This is a genomic window from Paenibacillus sp. MT86, from assembly GCF_058792535.1.
In genome coordinates this window covers 6,998,409-7,020,390 of the sequence record NZ_CM179499.1, presented here as the reverse complement: position 1 = coordinate 7,020,390, position 21,982 = coordinate 6,998,409, and the positions used below count along the sequence as shown (strand labels likewise).

Sequence of the window (21,982 nt, the reverse complement as noted above, 5' to 3'; positions counted from 1 at the left end):
AACTGTCACTCCTTTAAATCTTCCAAATGTGGCTAGAGCCATGTGTGGAATTGTCGAAAGAAAATGAATGATGTCTAATTATCCCCAGAACTAACTCCTGTGGAAACAAAAAAATATGGATAAATTGAAATTGTTCACAACTTTATCCACAGCCTGTTGATAATATTATAGCTTCATTCACATATTCACAACCAAAAGTAATATCATCATAGCAAAAGAAGGCCTTATTTTCAATGTATGTCGCTAATTTATCCACAAATTCAATACGTTGTGCATAATTATTATTCACACCACTATATATTGTTTATAATCTGTTCGGCATTCGACATCATTGGCCTCAAAGCGCGAAAAATTATTCACAGCTTGTCCGATTGGCAAGCAGAATTTTCTTCTTTCACCATCTGTTCATAACTTCTGGTTGAATGTTCTAGCAGCCGCACAATCGACCAAAGGTGAAAAATAGCTGTGGATAGTCTTCCAAAGTCCTCTAACGGAATCTCTGAGTTTCCATTTGAGGGCTTTTTGTTGTGACTCAACTTATAATGACCCTCTAGTCGATTTCCGTTGATAGATTCAGATCGCTTATGGCGTCGAATGGTCGGCGACCCCAAGAATGACTCGGACGGCACCTTCGCCGTTTGAGCAGAAGTCTAAAAACATCTGGTTATAGGCTGTTCCATTGCAACCTTCTTTGCGAACGACCGTACTATAAGGAAAAATGGAGCGGGGGAACCACGGATGCGGACCGAAGGGAAGGGCTTGAGCTGGAGAAAAATAGGGATGCTGCTTGCACTGGCCGCCCTATTGGTTCTGATCGCGGTATGGGCTCAGAGCTATTATTCGAAGAAAGTGTTTCATATGGAAGACATTAAGTACGCGAAATATGCCGATTCGGGAAACGGGACCATCGAGTACAGAGGATCATTTGGCCGCGGGGAGCCGGTCTATGTCCATGCCGATGAAGAGGGGAAAAGGGTTGAGATTGCCGGCGAAATATATGAAATACGGGCATATGGTAACGGATCGGGACATTCGGCGTCCTATGAAGTGATCTATCCTGACGGGAAAGTCTACCGCGTGGAACCGTTTGGAGACCGGAGCTTTCTTGCATACGACGAGAAGGGGGAGATGGTGATACCCGGCATGAGGTTCATGGACGGCAGCGGCCAAGTTTATCGATCCGATCCGGATGAGCCCCGCTATTTCCCCACGGAGCTGGCCAAGGCTGCTGACGAGCGGTTTCATGACCCGAATGGCAGCATAGGATTCTTTTTGTTGGCGCTCGGGATAGGGATCATGAACTGGTGCTTCTTCAGATATGAGCCTTTCCAGCGGTTTATGTTTCATATTTCGCCATCAAATTGGATGTATGATAATCCGGAGCCCAGCGATTTCTACTTCTTTATGTGCAAGGCAGGGGGGATTTTCGGTATGGGATTCTCATTGTGGATATTTTTTGCGCATGCATTATGACAAAAAAAGCCCGTTTTCGTCATGGATCGGATCCAGCGAAAACGGGCTTTTCTTTAAGATATACGAACGTTTAGAACTTCGAAGCATCGCCTACCTGACTATTATCGAAGAAAACCACATCGGATGCCTGCTGTTTTCTGAGAAGGTACGTCGAACGGTGTTTTTCTTACTATAGTAAGCTTACGCGTTCTCGAATCGGCGCTGGAATTCGGTAATGGCCTCATAATCTTCCTCCAGCTTCCGGGAAATGCGTATAAAAATCGGCAGAAGCGCTTTATAAATATCGGCGCTTTCTTTCACGGGCTGGTGTTCATGGGTGCCGCCGACCATCGTCTCGACGATATCGAGCGACTCCACTCTGCCTGTGGCATACAGTCCAAGGACCACTGCGCCAAGGCAAGAGCTCTCGTAGCTTTCCGGCACGATCACCTGCTGGTCAAAAATATCCGCCATCATCTGACGCCAGATCGGTGAACGGGCGAAACCGCCTGTGGCATGAATTTTGGCCGGCCGGCCGATTTGTTCCTCCATCGCCAGCAGAACGGTATACATATTAAAGATCACGCCCTCCAGCACGGAGCGGATCATATGCTCTTTTTTATGATTGAGCGTTAAACCAAAGAACGAGCCGCGGGCATTCGGATCCCATAATGGCGCGCGTTCTCCCGTCAGGTACGGGTGAAATAGGAGTCCGTTCGAGCCGGGCGGAATACGGTCCGCGATTTTGGTCAGCACATCATAGGGATTGATGCCCAGACGCTTGGCCGTTTCGATCTCGGAGGCGGCAAATTCATCGCGAACCCAGCGGAAAATCATGCCCCCGTTATTGACCGCGCCGCCGATGACCCAATGCTTCTCCGTCAATGCATAGCAGAAAATACGTCCTTTCGGATCGGTCATCGGCTTGTCGACGACCGTACGGATGGCGCCGCTCGTACCGATCGTGGCTGCAACGACGCCCGGCTGGATGGCGTTCACGCCCAGGTTCGACAGAACTCCGTCGGCAGCGCCGAGCACGAACGGCGTGGAGACGGAGAGCCCCATGGCTGCGGCATACTCGCTTTTTAAGCCCTCCATGATATGTGTAGTAGGGACGATGGTCGACAAATGGTCCTCGGTGATGCCGGCAAGCTCCAGCGCCTGCGGATCCCATGCCAACGCCTCGAGGTTCATCATCCCGGTGCTGGAGGCAATGGAATGATCAACGACATATTGGCCGAACAGCTTGAAATAAACGTATTCTTTGATCGAAATGAATTTGGCTGCTTGCGAAAAGAGGGAGGGCAGCTCATGGCGCATCCACATCAGCTTGGTTACGGGTGACATGGGATGTATCGGAGTTCCGGTTCTAAGGTACAGCTCCATGCCGCCAAGTTCCTTTTTGAGCTTCGCCGACCAGGCTGCACTGCGGTTATCCGCCCAGGTAATGCAGCGGGTTAGCGGGGTGCCCTGGCTGTCCACGGCAATGACGCTGTGCATGGCTGCGCTAAAGGATACGAACAGCACTTGAGCCGGATCGATCCCGCTCTGCGTCATGACGCCTTGAACCGAGGCGATGACGGTTTGAAAGATTTGTTCCGGGTCTTGTTCGGCCGTAGAGGGAGTCGGTGTAAGCAGCGGATATTCGCCGCCGGCCTTGGCAACGACCTCACCGTTCTCCTTGAAAAGGACCGCTTTGGTGCTTGTAGTTCCGATATCGACGCCCATCATATAGTTATGTGTACTCAAGAGACCTACCTTCTTTCTACGTAAGGGCACCCGGCAGCTGCTTAAAAAACAGCGCTTCGGGAGCCCTCATGTGTCTTATTGCTTCATTATACAATTACATTCAGAACCAGAGCCAACACGAGCCCGGTTACGGACAGAATCGTTTCCAGCACGGTCCAGGATTTTAGCGTCTGGGCTACGGTCATATTAAAGAATTCTTTTACCATCCAGAAGCCTGCGTCGTTAACGTGGGACAGTACGATGGAGCCTGCTCCGGTAGCGAGCACCACTAGCTCCACATTGGCGCCCGGCGTCATCGCAAGCACGGGAGCAACGATTCCAGCGGCGGTTGTCATGGCTACGGTTGCAGAACCGGTTGCGATGCGAATGAGCGCCGCGACAAGCCATGCGAACAGAATCACGTTGATATTGGCGCCGGTTGCAATTTCGGCGATGGCATTGCCGACGCCGCTGTTGATCAGAACCTGCTTGAAAGCGCCGCCTGCACCGATGATCAGAATAATCGTGGCGATCGGAGCGAGGCATTCGCTGGTGAAGCGGGAAAGATCATGTTTATTAAAGCCGCGGGCGAATCCAAGCGAGAAGAAGGAGAAGACCGCAGCAATGAGCAGGGCAATGATTTCATGACCGATAAATTTGCAGAACACGGAAATGAAGCTGGTGGACTCCGGATCGATAATGTCGGCCGCGGATCCGATAAGCATCAGAATGACCGGCAGCAGGATCGTAAACAAGGTGATGCCGAAGCCTGGCAAGCCTCGTTCCGCTTTGCTTGAAAACTGCTCGGCCAGCTCTTCGGGCGGTTCGGTTCGAATCCGTTTGCCGATAAATTTACCGAACACCGGACCGGCGAGTATCGCTGCAGGAATTCCGACCAGGAACGAATAGAGAATGGTCATGCCAAGGTCCGCATCATAAGCTTCAATGGCAATCATCGGGGCGGGATGCGGAGGCACCAGCCCGTGAACGGTAGACAATCCGGCCAGAATCGGAATGCCGATGTGCAGCAGGGACATTTTCGTTTTGCGTGCAACCGTGAACACAATAGGAATCAGCAGGATGACGCCAACCTCGAAAAATACGGGAATACCGACAATAAAGCCGACGATCATCATCGCCCAGTGGACGCGCTTCTCGCCGAAGCGGTCCACGAGGGTGGTGGCGATTTGTTCGGCACCGCCGGATTCGGCCATCATTTTTCCCAGCATGGTACCGAGGGCGATAACGATCGCAATCGTTCCGAGCGTTCCGCCAAGACCGCCGGTTATCGAAGTAATCACATCCGCAGGCTGCATGCCCGTCAATAGACCGAGGATCAGTGCGGAGATCAGTAAGGTAACGAAAGGATTCCATTTATATTTGGAAATCAGCACGATCAGGAAGACGATCGTCAGCAGTGTCCAGATCATTAAGGTAGCGTTATGACTGAGACCGAATAGTGAATTCATATCTTGCTTCCTCCTATAGATTACCCATTTGAATTGGGAAATGGTTAATATCATCGGGCTGTTCTGCGGTAGTATACCCAAAACAAAAGCGAATTCTATTGTATACTTGTCGACAACTTAGAGCGTACACATGTAATATCAGTGCGGAGGAAGGGAGGATTATATTAATCCTCCGGAAAACTAAGATGAAGCGTCTGACGGGAATCATCGAAGTAATGCTGAACCGCCGTTTGGATCCGTGCCGGATCCAGGGATTCCATCTCCGCAATAAGCTGAAGATGCTTGTCCATGACATAGCGAACCTTGGGGCTCCCGCCACCGAATACCTGCCGCGTCGTAATGAGCATCACCGTGATCACGATAGGGCGAATGCTCTTCCACAGATGAAGAATTCGTTTATGGTTTGCTTCCGTTATAATCCGTTCATGAAAAGCCAAATCCTGATAGGAGAATTCCACCGGATCCTGATGTTTGGCGGCAAGCTCCATCCGATCGACGATTTGCTTTAAATGCTGGATAAGTTCAGGCTGCGGATTCGCAAACACATGTCCTTGCACAAAGCTCTCGATAAGAAAACGGACATCGTATAGTTCCTCGACTTCCTTGAGCGATAAGCCCATGACGACGGCTCCCATTCGCTCCAATTGAATCAACCCTTCGCTGGACAGCGTTTTCATCGCTTCCCGCACAGGGGATCGGCTCGTGCCGAATTCACCCGCGATCCGGTTCTCGGATAGGATTTCTCCGCGCTTGATGGTGCCGCTGATAATCTGCAATCTCAGTTCGCTGGCAATGGCCTCTCCGAGAGAGGCTCCCTGAAGCCACGTTGAGGGAAATTTCATAGCATAATTCTCCAATCCAGTACTGATTCTTGAAGTTCTCCAGTGATCATCATACCACAAGGAATGAAAGGGGGACCATGCCCAGCCTGGTCATAATGCCTGCAGGGAACATGCCCTAAAGAAACAGCAGGGTGCATGAAAGAGAATATATGTTATTCCGATTTCTCAACGGCATGGCCGCCGAATTCATTGCGAAGCGCGGCAACGACTTTGCCGTGGAACGTATCTTGATCAAGGGAGCGATAACGCATGAACAGCGACATGGCGATGACCGGCGCGCTGGCTTGAACCTCGAGTGCCGTTTCCACCGTCCATTTGCCTTCGCCGGATGATTTCATCACGCCTTTAATGCCTTCGAGCTTCGGATCCTTGGAAAAAGCGTTTTGCGTCAGTTCCATGAGCCAGCTGCGAATCACGGAGCCGTTCGACCATACCCGCGCAACATCCTCATAGTTAAAATCAAACGCGCTCTTTTCCAACACTTCAAAACCTTCCGCAATGGACTGCATCATGCCGTATTCGATGCCGTTATGGACCATCTTCAGAAAATGCCCGCTGCCGCTTTCACCGGCATACAAGTAACCATTCTCGACAGCCATATCCTTAAACAAGGGCTCAATGCCGCTAAATACGTCGCGGTTGCCCCCAATCATGAAGCAGCCTCCATTATGCGCGCCTTCCATGCCGCCGGAAGTGCCGGCATCGAAATAATGAATGCCCTGCTCCGCCAGGCGTGCTGCACGGGCGATGGAATCTTTATAATGCGAATTGCCGCCGTCAATCAAAATATCGCCGGACTCGAGGAGGGGCGTAAGCGATTCGATGACCGAATCCACGACCTTACCGGCCGGCACCATCATCCAAACGATGCGTGGTTTATCCAGTTTGGCTACGAGCAATTCGGTGGATGCCGCAGCTTCCGCGCCGCACTCGGCGGCTTGAGCGACCAGTTCCGTATTTAAGTCGTAAGCTACGACCTGATGCTGATGGTGAATCAGATTCTGAACCAGGTTGAGGCCCATTTTCCCCAGACCGATCATGCCTATTTTCATAAAACAATGCAGCTCCTTTTTAGATGTATACTTGTATACAACTTAAATTCAATTTTTATACTACTCTTTTATGGCTCTGGTGTAAACATGGGGGATAAAGAGGACTGGAGGGCGTGATGTTGACCTAAAAGGGACCATCCACAACGTGTTCAAATAGGTTATCCCCATGTGGATAATTCAAAACTAGCAATAATGACTACTTGTGGAAAACTTATGAGTTGGTCGAAGTCAAGTTTGGTTTGACTTTTGGGCCTGAACGTGATTAAATATATAAAGGCATTTTCTGTGAAGATGAGAACATTATCCGCTAGCAAGTAGCGGTCTGTTTACAAGAGATACGTCCATAGACGTCGGTTCAACAAATCGCGGTCTATTCTTCCGTGAAAGTGCGTCGATTGACGTTTTGATCTTAAAATATGGGTAAGCGATATTCCTGTAAGGGGGTGCATTAATTCATGAGACCGACTTTCAAACCGAATGTAAGCAAACGCAAAAAGGTACACGGCTTCCGTAAAAGAATGAGCACGAAGAACGGACGCAAAGTATTGGCTAACCGCCGTCAAAAAGGCAGAAAAGTACTGAGCGCTTAATATTGTGCCACGAAGACCACCGAGGTGGTCTTTTTTTCGTAATATCTGCTGCGGTGTGAGGAGTTTCCTTTGAAACCGGCAGAATATAAGCTACATTGAGTGGTAAAGGTTCGCAATCGGGTGTTTAGCGCGGTTTTGGCATGCCTATACTATTATAATAGTAGGGATGTCACAGCAGCGCAGGATGTAATGAACTTGATTAACGGCAGGGCGGTAGAAACTTGTGCATAGAAAACTTCGTTTACGGAACCGCGCTGATTTCAGCCGGGTATATCGACACGGAAAGTCCTTCGCCAATCATCAATTTGTTGTCTATTGGTCGCGCAAAAAAGAGGTAGAGCAGTTTCGCGTCGGCGTTTCGTGCAGCAAAAAGATCGGCAATGCGGTTGTCCGCAACCGGATGAGACGGCTGGTTAAAGAGATTGTCAGGCACCATCAGCACCAGATTATCGAGCATATCGACCTGATCTTTATCGTTCGAAAGGGAGCGCTCGACAAGTCCTATCAGGAGCTGGAGAAAAGCGTGCTTCATGTATTGAGGAAATCGTCCCTTTTGAAAGCGAAGAGGGGCTGAACCATGTGTTTATTTGTCCATATAAATATGTTATGATTTACCGTGGAATGGAATGGCGAAGAGAGGGGTTTTGAAGTGTCGTTCATGAAGACAAGACGAGGAAAATGGTTCCTCCTCACCGCTGTAATACTCGCAGTGGCCGTTATATCAGGTTGTGCGCCTGGAGCTGACCAAACGCGTACCATTGAAGACTTGAAAAATGGAGGCTTTTGGCAGAGCAACGTTGTTTATTACTTTACATGGGCACTTGATACGTTTGCGACATGGTTTAACGGCGAATACGGATTGTCCGTACTCGTGATGGTGCTTATCGTCCGTACCTTGATTTTACCGCTGACTCTGAAACAGGTCAGAAGCTCGAAGGCAATGCAGGCCATCCAGCCTGAAATTCAGAAAATTCGCGAGAAATATAAAGATCAGCCTGAAAAAGTCCAAATGGAAACCATGAAGCTTTTCCAGGAGAATAAGGTTAATCCGATGGCGGGATGTTTGCCGCTGATCGTACAAATGCCGATATTTATCGCACTCTATCATTCGATTTACTATAACAATCTCCTTCGTGATCACGAATTCCTGTGGCTGCAATTGGGTCAACCGGACAAGCTGTTTATTTTGCCGGTGCTTGCGGCTGCAACCACTTATTTCCAAACGAAAATGATGATGAAGATGAACCCGTCTCCGCAAATGGGGATGATGCAGTTCATGCTGTTCGTTTATCCGATTCTGATCTTTGTAATGTCCTTCCAGTTCCCATCCGCACTTCCGTTGTACTGGTTCTACAGTAACCTCTACACGATCGTGCAGAACTACTTCTTGTACCGAAACAATGACAAGGCTGCAGTCGTGGCAAGCGTTGCCAGCGCAACCGAAGGTCATAAGAGCAACAAGAGCGGTAACAAGGGCGGGAAGAAGAGTGGCAGCAAAGGCGGGAAAAAAGGTTCGAAGGGAGCCAAGAAGTCGAGATGAGTAAAATCGTCGCAACAGGAAAAACCATTGAAGATGCTGTCGCACAAGGGCTGGCCCGCTTGGGTGTAAGTCAAGACCGTGTATCGGTTGAAGTATTGAGTCAGCCATCAAGAGGATTCCTGGGCCTGTTCGGGGTCAAGGAAGCGAAAGTCGAACTAACGCTCCTGCCTGACGGTGCCGGCGGCGAACCATCTGTGAAGGAAGTTTCTCCTTCGGGTACGCAAGCTGCTCCGGCCAAAACGGTTCAGGTCTCTCATGCCTCCGTGGCGACGCAGGCAGCGCCTGCGGGCACCGCGATTGCCGAGAGCCCCGGGACAGCTTCCCTTGAAGGCAAGGACCCTTACCAGGAAGCCATCGCCTTTCTTATCGAAACTGGACAAGCCATGGGGCTTGATATCTCCGTTGAGATGGAGAAGGGAAAAGACTTTACGACGCTTCAAATTTCCGGAGCCGGACTCGGACTGATGATCGGCCGCCGGGGCCAGACGTTGGATGCACTTCAGTATTTGGCGAATATCGTAGCGAATCGGTACTCCGATAGTTATCTGCGCATCGTACTGGATGCCGAGAACTTCCGCGACCGCCGCAAGAAGACGCTGGAGGATCTGGCCGATCGATTGGCGGGACGGGTTCTGAAGACCCGCAAAGAGATTGTGCTAGAGCCTATGCCTGCTGCGGAGCGGAAGGTGATTCACGCCAAGCTTCAGTCCCATGGAGCCGTGAAGACGTACAGCAAGGGCGAAGAGCCGAACCGGCGGGTTGTCATCACGCCCAAGTCGTCCTAAATGAGTTGAAGAGCCTATATAAACAATGACTCCTTAAGCTTCAAGAGGGAGTCATTGTTTTTTAGAGAGACCTATACGCAAGACTTCCGCAGGAGGTTTTTGTTTAAGATGATAGATCAAGCAGCGGGGGAGTACACCGTTTGAGGTGTAATCCCGAGGTTTTTTAAATAGAAAGAGGTGAAGGAAACGATGTTTAGCGATACGATTGCAGCCATTTCTACGGCAGTCGGTGAAGGCGGCATCGCGATTATTCGCGTCAGCGGGCCGGACTCCGTTCGGGAAGTGGAGCGTATATTCAAAAGTAAAAACAAGCTAACGCAGGTGGAGTCCCATACCGTTCATTATGGTCATATTGTGGATCCGAAAACGGGGGAAAACCTTGAAGAGGTGCTCGTGACCGTAATGCGTGCCCCTCGTTCGTTCACGACCGAGGATGTCGTGGAGATCAGCGCCCATGGCGGCGTCATCTCCGTGAAGCGGGTCATGGACCTGCTGCTTCAATTAAACATCCGTTTGGCAGAGCCCGGAGAATTTACGAAGCGGGCCTTCTTAAATGGCCGGATAGATTTGTCTCAGGCCGAAGCCGTTATGGACCTGATCCGTTCGAAATCGGACCGTGCCTTCTCCGTTGCCCTCAAGCAGGTCGAAGGTACGTTATCCCGCAAAATCAACGAGCTGCGCCATACCCTGGTCGAAACGCTGGCCCATATCGAAGTGAATATCGATTATCCAGAGCATGACGTGGAGTCGCTCACCTCGGAATTCATTAAAGAGAAAAGCAAACTGGTGATGGGGGAAATCGATAAACTGCTCAAGACCGCGCAAGAAGGGAAAATTCTGCGGGAAGGGATTACGACTGCCATTGTCGGACGTCCTAACGTGGGCAAATCCTCGCTTCTGAACACGCTAGCCCAGGATAATCGGGCGATTGTCACGGATATACCGGGTACGACTCGCGATGTGATCGAGGAATTTGTCACCATTAACAACATTCCGTTGAAGCTGCTGGATACCGCAGGCATTCGGGAGACGATGGATGTGGTGGAGCAGATCGGCGTGGAACGATCCAAGCATGCGGTAAACGAGGCGGATCTCATTCTGCTCGTGCTGAATGCCAGCGAGCCGCTTCATCAGGATGAATTGGAATTGATGGAACAAATACGCGGTAGACAATGCATTGTCATTATGAATAAAATGGACTTACCGTCTAATCTCGATCTGGACATTCTCCATCGGTATTATCCCGATGAATTGATCGTTCCGATGTCGGTGAAGGCGCAAGAGGGGATTGACCGGCTGGAAGAGGCCATATCGCACCTGTTCTTCAGCGGCCAGATAGAAGGCGGGGATTTGACTTATGTGAGCAACGTGCGGCATATCGCCTTGTTGAAGAAATCCAAGCAGTCCCTGCAGGATGCCTACGACGCCGCCGAACAGCTCATTCCGATCGATATGATTCAAATCGATGTGAGAATGGCCTGGGAACAGTTAAGCGAGATCCTGGGCGAAGCGGTTGGCGATTCGCTCATCGATCAAATTTTTTCACAGTTTTGCTTGGGTAAATAAGCTCCAGGGCTTACTATATAGAGTAGGAACAGCTCAGCAATTTCAGGGATCCGAGATGGATGCCCTTTGATTACGTATATAACACAATAAGAATAGGAGGGTGAGCTATGAGTTATATGGGTGGCACTTATGACGTGATTGTAGTCGGTGCGGGCCATGCCGGTTGCGAGGCTGCACTGGCGTCCGCGCGTATGGGTGCTGAAACGTTGATGGTTACCATCAACCTGGATATGGTTGCTTTTATGCCTTGTAACCCGTCCATTGGAGGTCCTGCCAAAGGACATGTCGTACGCGAAATCGACGCGCTGGGCGGAGAAATGGGCCGCAATATCGATAAAACCTTCATTCAAATGCGCATGTTGAATACGGGAAAAGGTCCGGCCGTCCACGCGCTGCGCGCTCAAGCGGATAAGTTTTCTTATCAGCATACGATGAAAGAAACGATGGAGAAGGAAGAGAAGCTTACCCTACGTCAGGGTATGGTGGATCAGCTCATCGTGGAGGATGGCGTGTGCGTGGGGATCGTGACGCAGACGGGTACGGAATATCGCGCGAAAGCCGTTGTGCTGACTACCGGTACGTATTTGCGCGGTAAAGTCATTATGGGCGAACTCATGTATGAGAGCGGTCCAAACAATCAACAGCCTTCGGTAAAACTGGCGCATAACCTGCGTGAGCTTGGATTCGATCTTGTTCGCTTCAAAACAGGTACGCCGCCGCGGGTGCATAAGGATACGATTGATTTCTCCAAGACTGAAATTCAGCCTGGGGATGAGAAGCCTAAATTTTTCTCTTACGAAACGAAATCCTCCGACAATGAGCAGCTTCCTTGCTGGTTGACGTATACGTCGGTAGATACGCATAAGATCATCAATGACAACCTTCATCGCGCGCCGATGTTCTCTGGCGTTATAGAAGGAACGGGTCCGCGTTATTGCCCGTCCATCGAGGACAAGATCGTTCGTTTTGCCGACAAGCCGAAACATCAGATTTTCCTGGAGCCTGAAGGTAAAAATACAAAAGAATACTATGTGCAAGGTCTATCCACCAGCATGCCTGAGGATGTTCAGCTTGCGGTGCTTCGTTCCATTCCCGGAATGGAGAAGGTAGAAATGATGCGTAACGGTTATGCGATTGAGTATGATGCCATGGTGCCAACGCAGCTGTGGCCTTCTCTGGAAACCAAGAAGCTGCCGGGCCTGTTCACGGCAGGTCAGATCAATGGCACCTCGGGATATGAAGAGGCGGCAGGCCAAGGTATTATGGCAGGGATCAATGCGGCTCGTAAAGTGCAGGGCAAAGAGCCAGTCATTCTGGATCGCTCCCAGGGTTATATTGGAGTGCTGATCGATGATCTGGTGACTAAAGGGACGAATGAGCCGTATCGTTTGCTCACCTCCCGTGCAGAATACCGTCTGCTGCTCCGTCATGACAATGCCGATCTGCGCCTTACCGAAATCGGTCATGACATCGGACTGATCTCGGAAGAACGTTATGCCAAATTCGTGCTGAAGAAGCAGCTCGTTGAGCAGGAGATCGAACGTCTTCGTCAAACGAAGGTGAAACCGGTTGAGGTGAATGCGATGCTGGAAGACGCCGGGTCAGCACCGATCGTGGACGGAAGCAATATGCTGACCATTTTGCGTCGTCCGGAGATTACGTTTGCCATGGTGGAGTCACTCTCGCCGTCTCCTTACGAGCTGGATGAGGAAATGAAGGAGCAAGTCGAAATTCAAATCAAATATGCGGGTTATATTGAGAAACAGCTGGGACATGTGGAAAAGCTGCAGAAGATGGAGAAGAAACGCATTCCGGAGGATATCGTTTACGACGAGATCAACGGACTGGCCATGGAGGCTCGGCAGAAGCTGAACAAAATCCGTCCGATTTCCATCGGCCAGGCATCGCGCATTGCCGGCGTAACGCCAGCGGATATTTCGATACTTCTCGTTTACCTGGAGCATTATAACCGGGTAACCGCAGCGAAAGGATAAGGAATGGACGACATTCAGAAAGCTTTTGTTGACCGGCTCGGCGAGCACGGGATCACGATTGACGAGAAACAGCTTCATCAGTTTGAGATGTATTACGAAGTGCTGGTGGAATGGAATGAGAAAATGAATTTAACCGGGATAACCGAACGGGAGCAGGTTTATACGAAGCATTTTTATGATTCAATTACGCTTGCCTTTTACGTGGATATGAACAAGATCGGCAATCTGGCGGATATCGGATCAGGTGCCGGCTTTCCGGGAATTCCGTTAAAAATCTGCTTTCCCCATCTCAAGCTGACGATTGTAGATTCGCTGAATAAACGGATTACGTTTCTGAAGCATGTTGCGGATACCCTCGGGCTGTCCGGGATTGAGATGATCCATGGGCGAGCGGAAGAGGTTGCCCGCAAACATGGGTACCGTGACGGGTTCGACCTGGTCACGGCAAGAGCGGTAGCTCGAATGGCTGTATTGAATGAGTTCTGCCTGCCTTTCACGAAGGTAGGGGGACAATTTGCGGCGATGAAGGGCAGCGACCCTACGGATGAGGTGAAGGAGGCGGCCCGCAGTTTGAAAGAGCTGAGAGGGGCGTTGAACAAGGTTCATTCGTTCTCTTTGCCTGTAGAGGAATCTGGCCGTCATATCGTGGTGATCGATAAAAAGGGAGCCACGCCTTCCAAGTACCCCCGCAAAGCGGGTACGGCCAGCAAAACGCCGATCGTGTAAGCGAAAGCGACTTCGGAAATGAGATACGAACTGATTATAGAGGAGGACTCTTATAAGAGTCCTCCTCTTTTTTTATTTACTGTATTATTGATTAAGAGAGGGCATGTTAGTGAACTTGATGCATTCATTCATCCCTATATGGAGTAATATCGTGAGGCTCTCAATTAATTCCGGGTGTTTAGTCGGCTAGCCATCCTCTTGAATGATAGGAAGTGTCATTCGTTGGATAGCGAAAGGCTGAGTTCGGAAATGTGTTGTTTCTAAAACAGTTGTAACACATTGGCTACTAAACTTTTGTCCCTTGGATATATCTGTTAAGCTTTGAATGTTTCACGTGAAACATTTCAAATGTTTGAGGTGCGCTGAATAAATGATATCTATGGTAGGATTATATTTCCTGCTAGAGTTATGATCTGCGCCAAAATATTTCTTAAGGAATAAGTTGGATGGAACTCTCTTGAATGAAAGCTTCCCATTTTATTAATCGTTTAAGAGAGAGTAATTGCTTTCTTTGCAGATGAGGATAGAAGCGAGTTCTTGAATTGGCAAATCCCACAATTATTATGAATGCTGTGATCATAGATAAGGCTATGGAAGGGGAGATGCGGTTCAAGAGCATCATTTTGACGGATAAACTTTGGAACTGTGCACAAATCCTGTATAAAGCAAGCGAGAAATGCAGGAAAAAAGGTGATATTGGAGAATAGAGTTATAGGACAAAAAGTGGTAGAATAGAATCGTAGTATCCATTTGAGCTGGCGGGCCCTATTGCCCGATCCTTGAAGGGATGAAAGAGTATAAATCCTGGCTTGGTGACTTTTCCATCCTTGCTTCGTGCAGTCAACAACCTTCGATTGTTGTGACTGCTGTTTTTTGGAAGTGCCAGGTTAACCCAAGGGGGTTCTTGGCCTCATACGAAGTAGAACAAAATATATACCGCTTGTGAGATATCGATTGATAGTAAACATCATGATATTGCCTCCTGATCTATCTCTCAAGAAGCAACCGCTTCATGCAGCGGGTTCGATCAGAGAAAACACGGCTATCGACACAGACGTTTTTCTCTAATCAGCATGAAATCTGTTTTTGCAGGGAAATGCCTGACATCACAATGATTTCCAGCACCGTAACAACTTAAATGACTAGTTCTACATGGTGGCTGGAACGATCCGTGTATGCTCCACATTGTGGTTGTTCAATCGTTTAACCGATTCCGGGATAAACCGGAGGCTTATCCGTGCTATCATGAAATTAGGTGGTAATATACGGAATGAAAGAACAATTTTCGAGATTGTTTGGCTTAGCGGCAGAGCGGAACCAAGGGGATGAAGTGAAACAAATCCCGGTAAACGAGGTTGTCAGCAGCCCATACCAGCCACGGACGATTTTTGATGACGAGAAGATTGATGAGCTGCTTCAGACGATTAAAACCCATGGAGTTATTCAGCCTATCGTCGTTCGCGTTCGAAATGGCGTGTATGAGATCATTGCAGGGGAACGCCGCTGGCGTGCGGTTAAGAAGCTGGGTCTGGACACGATTCCGGCCATTGTTCGGGAGTTCAACGATTCACAAGCAGCCTCCATTGCGTTAATCGAGAATCTGCAGCGTGAAGGTCTTACCTCGATTGAAGAGGCAGTAGCTTACCAGAAGCTGATCGATCTTCACCAATTAACGCAGGAGAGCTTGGCACAGCGACTAGGCAAAAGCCAGTCCACGATTGCAAACAAGATTCGTTTGCTGCAGCTGCCGGAAGCGGCCAAAGTGGCTTTAATGGAACGCAAGGTCACTGAGCGTCATGCGCGTGCACTGCTTTCCTTGGATAATGAAGAAACCCAGCTTAAAGTGCTGGACGAAATCATAACCAAAGAACTGAATGTGAAACAGACGGAAGCACGTATCGCCTTTTATAAAGAAGTAACGACAATGAAGAAGGCCAAGCGCATATCGTATAGTAAGGATGTTCGCCTGGCCCTGAATACGATTCGTCAATCGATTGATATGGTATCCGGTTCCGGGATGGCGATCAAAACAACGGAGAATGATCACGAAGATCACTATGAAATCGTTATAAAAATACCTAAACGTTAAGATATGGTGTGAAGCGGTATGCATCGTACCGCTTTTTCTGTTGATCAAGAGATCAAGATTCTCTGCAGCAGCGATATCTTTGCTTATTAGGTTTTATGCTGCAGATGAGAAATATGTAATTTTATTATTACTCATTTTCATCGAGCGCTATATCCTGGGCATCCCGTATTTTACGGGATCGTTCACATATTACATATACAGCCTTTCGCTGTATATCATCTATTGCGACTACTTAGAAGAGTCTTCCTACATTGAGGTGAAATGAGTGTCAAAGATAATTGCCATAGCAAATCAAAAGGGCGGTGTCGGCAAAACGACGACTTCCGTCAATCTGGGAGCTGGATTGGCTTCGCTAGGCAAACGGGTGCTTTTGGTGGATATAGACCCCCAAGGTAACACAACGAGTGGGGTTGGCATTAACAAAGCCGATGTTGCAAATTGCATTTACGATATTATCATCAATGAAGTACACCCGAAGGACGCCATCTGTGGGACTAATATCGAAGGTTTGGACATCATTCCGGCCACCATTCAATTGGCTGGTGCCGAGATTGAGCTTGTTCCTACGATTTCTCGTGAAGTACGATTGAAGAAATCACTCCAATTAGTCAAACCCCAGTATGATTATATTTTGATTGATTGTCCTCCATCGCTTGGCATTTTAACGATCAATTCATTGACCGCGGCCGATTCGGTCATCATCCCGATTCAATGTGAATATTACGCATTGGAAGGTTTGAGTCAGCTGCTGAATACGGTTCGCCTCGTTCAGAAACATCTGAATACATCACTCAAGATAGAAGGCGTATTGCTGACGATGCTGGATGCGCGCACGAATCTGGGCATTCAGGTGATTGAAGAAGTGAAGAAGTATTTTCAGGAAAAAGTGTACAAAACGATTATCCCGAGAAATATTCGTTTGAGTGAGGCACCGTCTCATGGGCAGTCGATCATTACGTATGATCCCCGTTCAAAGGGAGCGGAAGTATACTTGGAGCTGGCAAAGGAAGTGATCTCTTATGAGTAAACGTTTGGGAAAAGGGCTGGATGCGCTGATTCCATCTTTGTCTATTCATGATGATGACAAGGTAGTGGAAATTCCGCTCAGTCAATTGCGAGCGAATCCGTATCAGCCGCGAAAGACTTTTAACGATGAGGCGATCCAGGAGCTGGCGGAATCGATCCGTCAGCATGGCGTGATTCAACCGATTATTGTCCGCAGCGTGCTGAAGGGTTATGAGATTATTGCCGGGGAGCGAAGATTCCGGGCATCCCAATATTGCGGCAAAGCAACGATTCCGGCGGTGGTTCGTTCCTTCAGCGACCAACAAGTAATGGAAATCGCCCTCATTGAGAACTTACAGCGCGAGAATCTGAATGCCATGGAGATTGCAGTAGCTTATCAAGGGCTCATGGAACAATTTTCCTTAACCCAAGAAGAGTTGTCGTTGAAGGTCGGTAAATCCCGTTCCCATATCGCTAACTTTTTGCGATTGCTTTCGTTACCAGAAGAAGTGAAGGAAAATGTTTCACGTGGAACATTGTCGATGGGACATGCTAGAGCGATCGTGGGAATTAAGGATCCGATTCTTGTTAAACAGCTGGCGAAACAATGCGTGGAGCAGGAATGGAGTGTCCGCGAATTGGAGGAAGCGGTTAAGAATCTGGACCGCAAACCAGCGGATAAAGCGAAGCCTAAGGTCAAGAATCGCGATCCTTATATCGATCATCTGGAAGAGGATCTTAGAGAACGATTTAAAACGACCGTCAAAATTAAGCACAATAAGGATAAAGGGAAGATTGAGCTTAATTATTATAGCAAGCAGGATTTGGAGCGGTTGTTGGAACTTCTTCAATAAGAGCAGGCTTGGTATCTGAAGGCTCCGTTGATGAGTGGTTGGTTAAAAAGTGAGTTTGATTAAAACCAAAGACATGTCGACGTTCCTGAAAGGGAATGAGATATGTCTTTATTTAACTAAACGTGAGGTGCCTCGTTTGGCAGCGGAAGTTGAGAATGCTTGAATGTGTATTGTAAAGGGAAAATACTACGGAAAAATGAAGGGGAAACATCATGGACCCGATCGTTTATCTGGATCATGCCGCGACTTCGTGGCCCAAGCCTCCTGAAGTGTTTGAGGCAATGAAGAGGGCCATGGAAGAGGCGGCTGCAAACCCGGGGCGAGGCAGTCACCGAATGGCGGTGAAGGCATCCCGAGTCCTTTACGGGACTAGGAAGACGCTGGCAGATTTGTTTGGAGTGAAGAACCCCAACGATATTGCGTTGACATCGAATACGACCGAAGCGCTTAATTTAGCCATCAAAGGGTGTTTGCGTGAAGGCGATCATGTCATTGCGACGATGATTGAGCATAATTCTGTGCGTAGGCCGCTGGAATATTTGAAGCGCACCCGAGGCATACAAGTAGACTATGTTCCCGTTGATGAGGAAGGTCAGCTTGATCTGCAACGAATCGAGGGAGCCTTTCGTTCTAATACCAGGCTTGTTGTGTGCAGTCATAGTTCCAATCTGCTTGGTTCCATTATTCCACTTGTTGAGATAGGAGAACTGGCGAAGAAGAAAGGGGCTATACTGCTCGTGGATGCTGCCCAGAGTGCCGGTATGCTGGATATTCATGTAGAGAAGATGCATGTGGGTATGCTGGCGTTCCCCGGGCATAAAGGGCTTCTGGGGCCACAAGGAACAGGGGGGCTGTATATCTCGCCTGATATTGATCTGGAACCATTGCTGCATGGAGGTACCGGCAGTCAATCGGAGGCTATTGAACAGCCGACGGTGCGTCCGGATCGATATGAGGCAGGAACGCCGAATACGATTGGATATGCGGGATTGCAAGCGGGTGTGCAGAAGGTGCTTGAATGGACGCCACAGCATATATACCGGCATGAATGGGAATTAACGCAATATATGATGGACGGCCTGCAAGAGGTGAGAGGCCTTCGTATACTCGGCCCTGCTCTTGGAAAAGCACGGACAGGCATCGTGGCTTTTGTGTCTGAAAAATTCGATGCGTCCGAAATAGCTTTTCGACTGGACCGGGAATATGGGATTGCCGTGCGTGCCGGTTATCATTGTACACCGCTTGCCCATATGGCATCAGGAACGGAACATACGGGTGCAGTCAGAGCGAGCGTTGGGATTTCTACGAGCCGTGACGAAATCGAATTCATGCGAAAAGCGATCAAGGAAATTCACAGTTAAACAAACAGATCAAGATGGAGAAGAGGAAGGAAGAAAGCATGTCTGAATTAAATGAATTGATCATGGAGCAGCTTCATTGGTTTGTCGTCGGAATGGTCATGATCATCTTGATCTTATGGATAACCTTAATTGTTCAAGGGGCAAAATTGCGCAAGATGAAGCGAAGATACGATGCGATGATGGCAGGCAGCGGGGTAGAAGATATCGAATCGCTGCTGGTCCAATTGAAAATCCAAATGGATGAAATTGAAGAAGGGCATGCCAGTCATCAAAAAATGCTGGATTCCATCAACGGCAGCTTGAAAGGAATGAAATCCAAAGTTGGCATCGTCAGATATAATGCATTTGGCGAGCGGGGGAACGAAATGAGCTTCTCCCTGGCTATCCTGAGTGAGGAGGAGGAAGGAATCGTTCTGACCGGTCTGCATAACCGGGAGAGCTCCTATGTGTACGCCAAACCATTGAAGGATGGGCAATCCAAATATCCATTGTCTCCGGAAGAAAAGGAGGCCGTTACTCTTGCGCTGCAAGAAGGGAAGAACGGTTCCACTCCTTGATCCCTGCAAACAGGCAGGTTGCAATAATATCAGATAACCGCATGACCAAGCTTAATCGAGTGTTCTGCAATACGAAGTATTCCATAAAGCCGCCGACATTGACGATTCCCGTGACGTGGATATCGCCAACCGGCGGTAATTCTTTATGTACGCCGGCTCCAGGCTTAAGAGGGCCATCGGCGATCTGAATGGAGCCTACGCTGGTTGATTGGCCTAAGCAGGCGTCAATCCCGATCACAAAAGGGTTATCGAATTTCTCATATATGGCGGTCAGCGTATCCTTCAGATTCATGGCGTGGACAGGCTCGTCCAGCGTCCCGTATAGATGAAACAGCGAACTGTTGTAGCGGGCAAGCGAAGTGCCGACCAGCGGTCCCAGGCAGTCACCGGTGGACCGGTCGGTGCCGATGCAGACAATGACAAGCGGCCGGTGCTGAATACGGGCGTCGGAGAGATGAAAGAGCAAGCGATGTATAATAGCAGAATGGATATTAGGGTCCGTGTGTGGTATTTTTAAGCTGGAAGCCTCCGGGCGAGACGTGATTTTAGATAGACGGTTCATAGAATCTTCCTTTCGTCTGCATTTGGTAGTATCAGTATATGGATGAAAGACTGTTTTTATACTTTGCGTTTTGCTTAAAATGCGATTTAATCATTTCGAGCGGTAGCCGTGCTTTGAATATGTATAGGACATGGACCCGCAGGTGTTCTATGAAATGTTGATTTATTTTAAGAGTTTTATATAAAACCCTTGTTTGCCGGACATGATAATGAGAGATATATACAACTAAAATGATAGGAAGCATGAAGGAGGATTTGGCAGTGGAAGGTGCGATGGTGATCGCATTCGATTCCACCCAGCAGGCGCTGCGCGCGGAAATGCTGCTGGAGTATGCGGATATCGAAATAGATCTGTTCCCTACGCCGAAAGAGATTACGGCTGGCTGTGCATTATCGATTCAATTCCCCTCTGATGCGTTAAAGGATGTTCAAGAGATTATCCGGCTGGAGCATGTGGAGATCCGGGGCATTTTTGCGCTTGATGACAACGAGAGGTATATCAACATCGAAGAGTAAGGGAGGACATCAGGGATGAGGGGCTTTGGTTACTTGTCTGGGGAAACTACAGAAGATGGTGTAGACTTGCAAACGATAGCTGAGGAGGCAGAGGGTTTGAAAGATAAGATCTGGGGATGGTTAACGAATGAGGAGATGTGGATGAATATTCTGTCATCCGGCATTCGGGTAATCATCATATTTATTCTGACGCGTCTCGTGATCCGGGTTGTGTATAAAATGATTGATCAGTTCCTGCTCCGGCAGGAGAAGAGCCGAATCCAGGTGAACTCAAGACGCTTTGTTACAGTAGGGGAATTGTTAAAAAATGTAACCTCCGTCGTATGTAATTTTGTCATGATCTTAATCATTCTGTCGGAGTTCAACTTCAAGCTAGGACCACTGTTGGCTGGTGCCGGTGTACTGGGTCTTGCCATCGGTTTCGGTGCACAGAGTTTGGTGAAGGACGTTATTACCGGATTCTTCATTATATTCGAGGATCAGTTCGCCGTAGGTGACGTGATCAAGAGCGGCGAGTACCGGGGAACGGTCGAAATGATCGGACTGCGCACATCGCGTGTCAGGGGGCTGAACGGGGAAACCTATATTATTCCGAACGGGATGATTACCAGCGTTACGAACTACTCTCTTTCCAACTCGCTCGCGATTGTGGATCTGCCAGTGAAGAACGATCAGCAGGTGAAGGATACGATCACATTGATTCAATCGGCACTTACGGGAATCATGGACCGCCGGCCCGAGGTGCAGCGTACGCCGGATGTGCTTGGGATCCAGTCTTTGACAACGTCGGAATATGTGGTTCGCATCGTAGCCGAGTGTAATCCGAATGCCAGGGAAGCCGTGGAACGCCAGATTTTTACCGATATCAAACAGGCCATTGAAGCACGCGAGCTGGGGCAAGAACGCGCTCAGGGTTGATCTATTCGGTGATCCGATGTTATATAATAGATAATGAAGCGACGAAACAAAAGGGAGCGGTAACCATGGAGCGCAAGGTTTTTCAGTTAGGGGATATCGTTCAGATGAAGAAGCCCCATCCTTGTGGAAATAATGAGATGGAGATTATTCGCATGGGAATGGATATTCGGATTAAATGCACGAAGTGTCAGCACAGCGTGTTGATCCCCCGTGTAAAGTTCGAGAAGAATATGAAGAAGGTTTTACGTTCGGCGCAGGAATCGGAAGGGGCAGGGGATACACCTTAATATTTCCTCCCCGGAAGCTTCCCAAGCCAGTATTCATGAAGCCGGTAAGGCGAATCTGATCGAGCAGCTAAAAAGAGATGGAGACAAGCT

At 48.8% G+C, this 21,982-nt stretch carries 21 protein-coding genes; 16 read left to right on the top strand and 5 right to left on the bottom strand.

Going from position 1 to position 21,982, the window contains the following annotated elements:
• Positions 1 to 738: 738 nt before the first annotated feature.
• Positions 739 to 1,473 (top strand): DUF6199 family natural product biosynthesis protein, encoded by a 735-nt coding sequence (locus tag AC3RCL_RS32080; RefSeq protein WP_251501987.1) that lies wholly within the window; start codon positions 739 to 741, stop codon positions 1,471 to 1,473.
• Between the two features lie 180 nt (positions 1,474 to 1,653).
• On the opposite strand, the gene gntK is transcribed toward AC3RCL_RS32080, so the two are convergent.
• From gntK to gnd, 4 genes are all read right to left on the bottom strand, one after another.
• Positions 1,654 to 3,183, bottom strand: a complete 1,530-nt coding sequence (gene gntK / locus AC3RCL_RS32075) for a gluconokinase (protein WP_041622082.1) — start codon at positions 3,181 to 3,183, stop codon at positions 1,654 to 1,656.
• Positions 3,184 to 3,287: 104 nt separating this feature from the next.
• Positions 3,288 to 4,649: a GntP family permease gene (locus AC3RCL_RS32070; RefSeq protein ID WP_015738131.1), complete on the bottom strand. Its 1,362-nt coding sequence runs from the start codon at positions 4,647 to 4,649 to the stop codon at positions 3,288 to 3,290.
• A gap of 164 nt (positions 4,650 to 4,813) precedes the next feature.
• Entirely contained in the window at positions 4,814 to 5,491 is a 678-nt protein-coding gene (locus tag AC3RCL_RS32065; protein WP_492534044.1) for a GntR family transcriptional regulator, read from the bottom strand.
• A gap of 152 nt (positions 5,492 to 5,643) precedes the next feature.
• Positions 5,644 to 6,543: a phosphogluconate dehydrogenase (NAD(+)-dependent, decarboxylating) gene (gnd, locus tag AC3RCL_RS32060; protein ID WP_492534042.1), complete on the bottom strand. Its 900-nt coding sequence runs from the start codon at positions 6,541 to 6,543 to the stop codon at positions 5,644 to 5,646.
• 455 nt (positions 6,544 to 6,998) lie between these two features.
• Here gnd and rpmH point away from each other — a divergent pair, with 455 nt between their 5' ends.
• The 12 genes from rpmH (at position 6,999) to AC3RCL_RS32000 (ending at position 19,610) form a co-directional block, all read left to right on the top strand.
• On the top strand, positions 6,999 to 7,133 hold the full coding sequence (gene rpmH, locus AC3RCL_RS32055; RefSeq protein ID WP_006207379.1) for a 50S ribosomal protein L34: 135 nt from the start codon (positions 6,999 to 7,001) through the stop codon (positions 7,131 to 7,133).
• 223 nt (positions 7,134 to 7,356) lie between these two features.
• Positions 7,357 to 7,707, top strand: a complete 351-nt coding sequence (rnpA, locus tag AC3RCL_RS32050; protein ID WP_009591465.1) for a ribonuclease P protein component — start codon at positions 7,357 to 7,359, stop codon at positions 7,705 to 7,707.
• Positions 7,708 to 7,782: 75 nt separating this feature from the next.
• The gene (locus tag AC3RCL_RS32045; RefSeq protein WP_009591548.1) at positions 7,783 to 8,673 is read left to right on the top strand and encodes a YidC/Oxa1 family membrane protein insertase; all 891 of its coding nucleotides are present in this window, start codon (positions 7,783 to 7,785) and stop codon (positions 8,671 to 8,673) included.
• The gene (gene jag, locus AC3RCL_RS32040) at positions 8,670 to 9,458 is read left to right on the top strand and encodes an RNA-binding cell elongation regulator Jag/EloR (RefSeq protein ID WP_492534038.1); all 789 of its coding nucleotides are present in this window, start codon (positions 8,670 to 8,672) and stop codon (positions 9,456 to 9,458) included. Before AC3RCL_RS32045 ends, jag begins: the two co-directional genes overlap by 4 nt.
• Before the next feature lie 189 nt (positions 9,459 to 9,647).
• Positions 9,648 to 11,024, top strand: coding sequence for a tRNA uridine-5-carboxymethylaminomethyl(34) synthesis GTPase MnmE (gene mnmE / locus AC3RCL_RS32035; RefSeq protein ID WP_492534036.1), 1,377 nt, complete (start codon positions 9,648 to 9,650; stop codon positions 11,022 to 11,024).
• Positions 11,025 to 11,131: 107 nt separating this feature from the next.
• Positions 11,132 to 13,018 carry a tRNA uridine-5-carboxymethylaminomethyl(34) synthesis enzyme MnmG gene (gene mnmG / locus AC3RCL_RS32030; protein WP_492534034.1) on the top strand — a complete coding sequence of 629 codons (1,887 nt, stop codon included), beginning with the start codon at positions 11,132 to 11,134 and terminating at the stop codon, positions 13,016 to 13,018.
• A 3-nt stretch (positions 13,019 to 13,021) separates the two neighbouring features.
• Positions 13,022 to 13,744 (top strand): 16S rRNA (guanine(527)-N(7))-methyltransferase RsmG, encoded by a 723-nt coding sequence (rsmG, locus tag AC3RCL_RS32025; RefSeq protein WP_492534032.1) that lies wholly within the window; start codon positions 13,022 to 13,024, stop codon positions 13,742 to 13,744.
• Positions 13,745 to 15,014: 1,270 nt separating this feature from the next.
• Positions 15,015 to 15,833: a nucleoid occlusion protein gene (gene noc / locus AC3RCL_RS32020; protein WP_009591452.1), complete on the top strand. Its 819-nt coding sequence runs from the start codon at positions 15,015 to 15,017 to the stop codon at positions 15,831 to 15,833.
• Between the two features lie 265 nt (positions 15,834 to 16,098).
• Positions 16,099 to 16,860: a ParA family protein gene (locus AC3RCL_RS32015; RefSeq protein WP_009591460.1), complete on the top strand. Its 762-nt coding sequence runs from the start codon at positions 16,099 to 16,101 to the stop codon at positions 16,858 to 16,860.
• Complete coding sequence (locus tag AC3RCL_RS32010; RefSeq protein WP_009591559.1) at positions 16,853 to 17,692, top strand: ParB/RepB/Spo0J family partition protein; 840 nt, start codon at positions 16,853 to 16,855, stop codon at positions 17,690 to 17,692. Before AC3RCL_RS32015 ends, AC3RCL_RS32010 begins: the two co-directional genes overlap by 8 nt.
• A gap of 212 nt (positions 17,693 to 17,904) precedes the next feature.
• Positions 17,905 to 19,053, top strand: coding sequence for an aminotransferase class V-fold PLP-dependent enzyme (locus AC3RCL_RS32005; RefSeq protein ID WP_015738125.1), 1,149 nt, complete (start codon positions 17,905 to 17,907; stop codon positions 19,051 to 19,053).
• Positions 19,054 to 19,091: 38 nt separating this feature from the next.
• Positions 19,092 to 19,610: a DUF4446 family protein gene (locus tag AC3RCL_RS32000; protein WP_015738124.1), complete on the top strand. Its 519-nt coding sequence runs from the start codon at positions 19,092 to 19,094 to the stop codon at positions 19,608 to 19,610.
• Here AC3RCL_RS32000 and yyaC read toward each other — a convergent pair.
• Complete coding sequence (gene yyaC / locus AC3RCL_RS31995) at positions 19,567 to 20,172, bottom strand: spore protease YyaC (protein ID WP_036659575.1); 606 nt, start codon at positions 20,170 to 20,172, stop codon at positions 19,567 to 19,569. The genes AC3RCL_RS32000 and yyaC overlap by 44 nt on opposite strands.
• A gap of 260 nt (positions 20,173 to 20,432) precedes the next feature.
• Here yyaC and AC3RCL_RS31990 point away from each other — a divergent pair, with 260 nt between their 5' ends.
• The 3 genes from AC3RCL_RS31990 (at position 20,433) to AC3RCL_RS31980 (ending at position 21,892) form a co-directional block, all read left to right on the top strand.
• The gene (locus tag AC3RCL_RS31990; RefSeq protein WP_015738122.1) at positions 20,433 to 20,687 is read left to right on the top strand and encodes a putative Se/S carrier protein; all 255 of its coding nucleotides are present in this window, start codon (positions 20,433 to 20,435) and stop codon (positions 20,685 to 20,687) included.
• Positions 20,688 to 20,702: 15 nt separating this feature from the next.
• Entirely contained in the window at positions 20,703 to 21,605 is a 903-nt protein-coding gene (locus tag AC3RCL_RS31985; RefSeq protein WP_015738121.1) for a mechanosensitive ion channel family protein, read from the top strand.
• Positions 21,606 to 21,670: 65 nt separating this feature from the next.
• A complete protein-coding gene (locus AC3RCL_RS31980; RefSeq protein WP_090909575.1) occupies positions 21,671 to 21,892 on the top strand; it encodes a DUF951 domain-containing protein in 222 nt (73 codons plus the stop codon).
• Positions 21,893 to 21,982: the final 90 nt, after the last annotated feature.

What these genes read in the sequence shown, in the direction of transcription:
- jag (WP_492534038.1), top strand. Translation starts at nt 8,670, where the DNA reads ATGAGTAAAATCGTCGCAACAGGAAAAACCATTGAAGATGCTGTCGCA.
- rpmH (WP_006207379.1), top strand. Translation starts at nt 6,999, where the DNA reads ATGAGACCGACTTTCAAACCGAATGTAAGCAAACGCAAAAAGGTACAC.
- AC3RCL_RS32065 (WP_492534044.1), bottom strand. Translation starts at nt 5,491, where the DNA reads ATGAAATTTCCCTCAACGTGGCTTCAGGGAGCCTCTCTCGGAGAGGCC.
- mnmG (WP_492534034.1), top strand. Translation starts at nt 11,132, where the DNA reads ATGAGTTATATGGGTGGCACTTATGACGTGATTGTAGTCGGTGCGGGC.
- AC3RCL_RS32000 (WP_015738124.1), top strand. Translation starts at nt 19,092, where the DNA reads ATGTCTGAATTAAATGAATTGATCATGGAGCAGCTTCATTGGTTTGTC.
- AC3RCL_RS31980 (WP_090909575.1), top strand. Translation starts at nt 21,671, where the DNA reads ATGGAGCGCAAGGTTTTTCAGTTAGGGGATATCGTTCAGATGAAGAAG.
- gntK (WP_041622082.1), bottom strand. Translation starts at nt 3,183, where the DNA reads ATGATGGGCGTCGATATCGGAACTACAAGCACCAAAGCGGTCCTTTTC.
- AC3RCL_RS32010 (WP_009591559.1), top strand. Translation starts at nt 16,853, where the DNA reads ATGAGTAAACGTTTGGGAAAAGGGCTGGATGCGCTGATTCCATCTTTG.
- AC3RCL_RS32005 (WP_015738125.1), top strand. Translation starts at nt 17,905, where the DNA reads ATGGACCCGATCGTTTATCTGGATCATGCCGCGACTTCGTGGCCCAAG.
- rsmG (WP_492534032.1), top strand. Translation starts at nt 13,022, where the DNA reads ATGGACGACATTCAGAAAGCTTTTGTTGACCGGCTCGGCGAGCACGGG.
- AC3RCL_RS32080 (WP_251501987.1), top strand. Translation starts at nt 739, where the DNA reads ATGCGGACCGAAGGGAAGGGCTTGAGCTGGAGAAAAATAGGGATGCTG.
- gnd (WP_492534042.1), bottom strand. Translation starts at nt 6,543, where the DNA reads ATGAAAATAGGCATGATCGGTCTGGGGAAAATGGGCCTCAACCTGGTT.
- AC3RCL_RS32070 (WP_015738131.1), bottom strand. Translation starts at nt 4,649, where the DNA reads ATGAATTCACTATTCGGTCTCAGTCATAACGCTACCTTAATGATCTGG.
- noc (WP_009591452.1), top strand. Translation starts at nt 15,015, where the DNA reads ATGAAAGAACAATTTTCGAGATTGTTTGGCTTAGCGGCAGAGCGGAAC.
- AC3RCL_RS31985 (WP_015738121.1), top strand. Translation starts at nt 20,703, where the DNA reads ATGAGGGGCTTTGGTTACTTGTCTGGGGAAACTACAGAAGATGGTGTA.
- mnmE (WP_492534036.1), top strand. Translation starts at nt 9,648, where the DNA reads ATGTTTAGCGATACGATTGCAGCCATTTCTACGGCAGTCGGTGAAGGC.
- yyaC (WP_036659575.1), bottom strand. Translation starts at nt 20,172, where the DNA reads ATGAACCGTCTATCTAAAATCACGTCTCGCCCGGAGGCTTCCAGCTTA.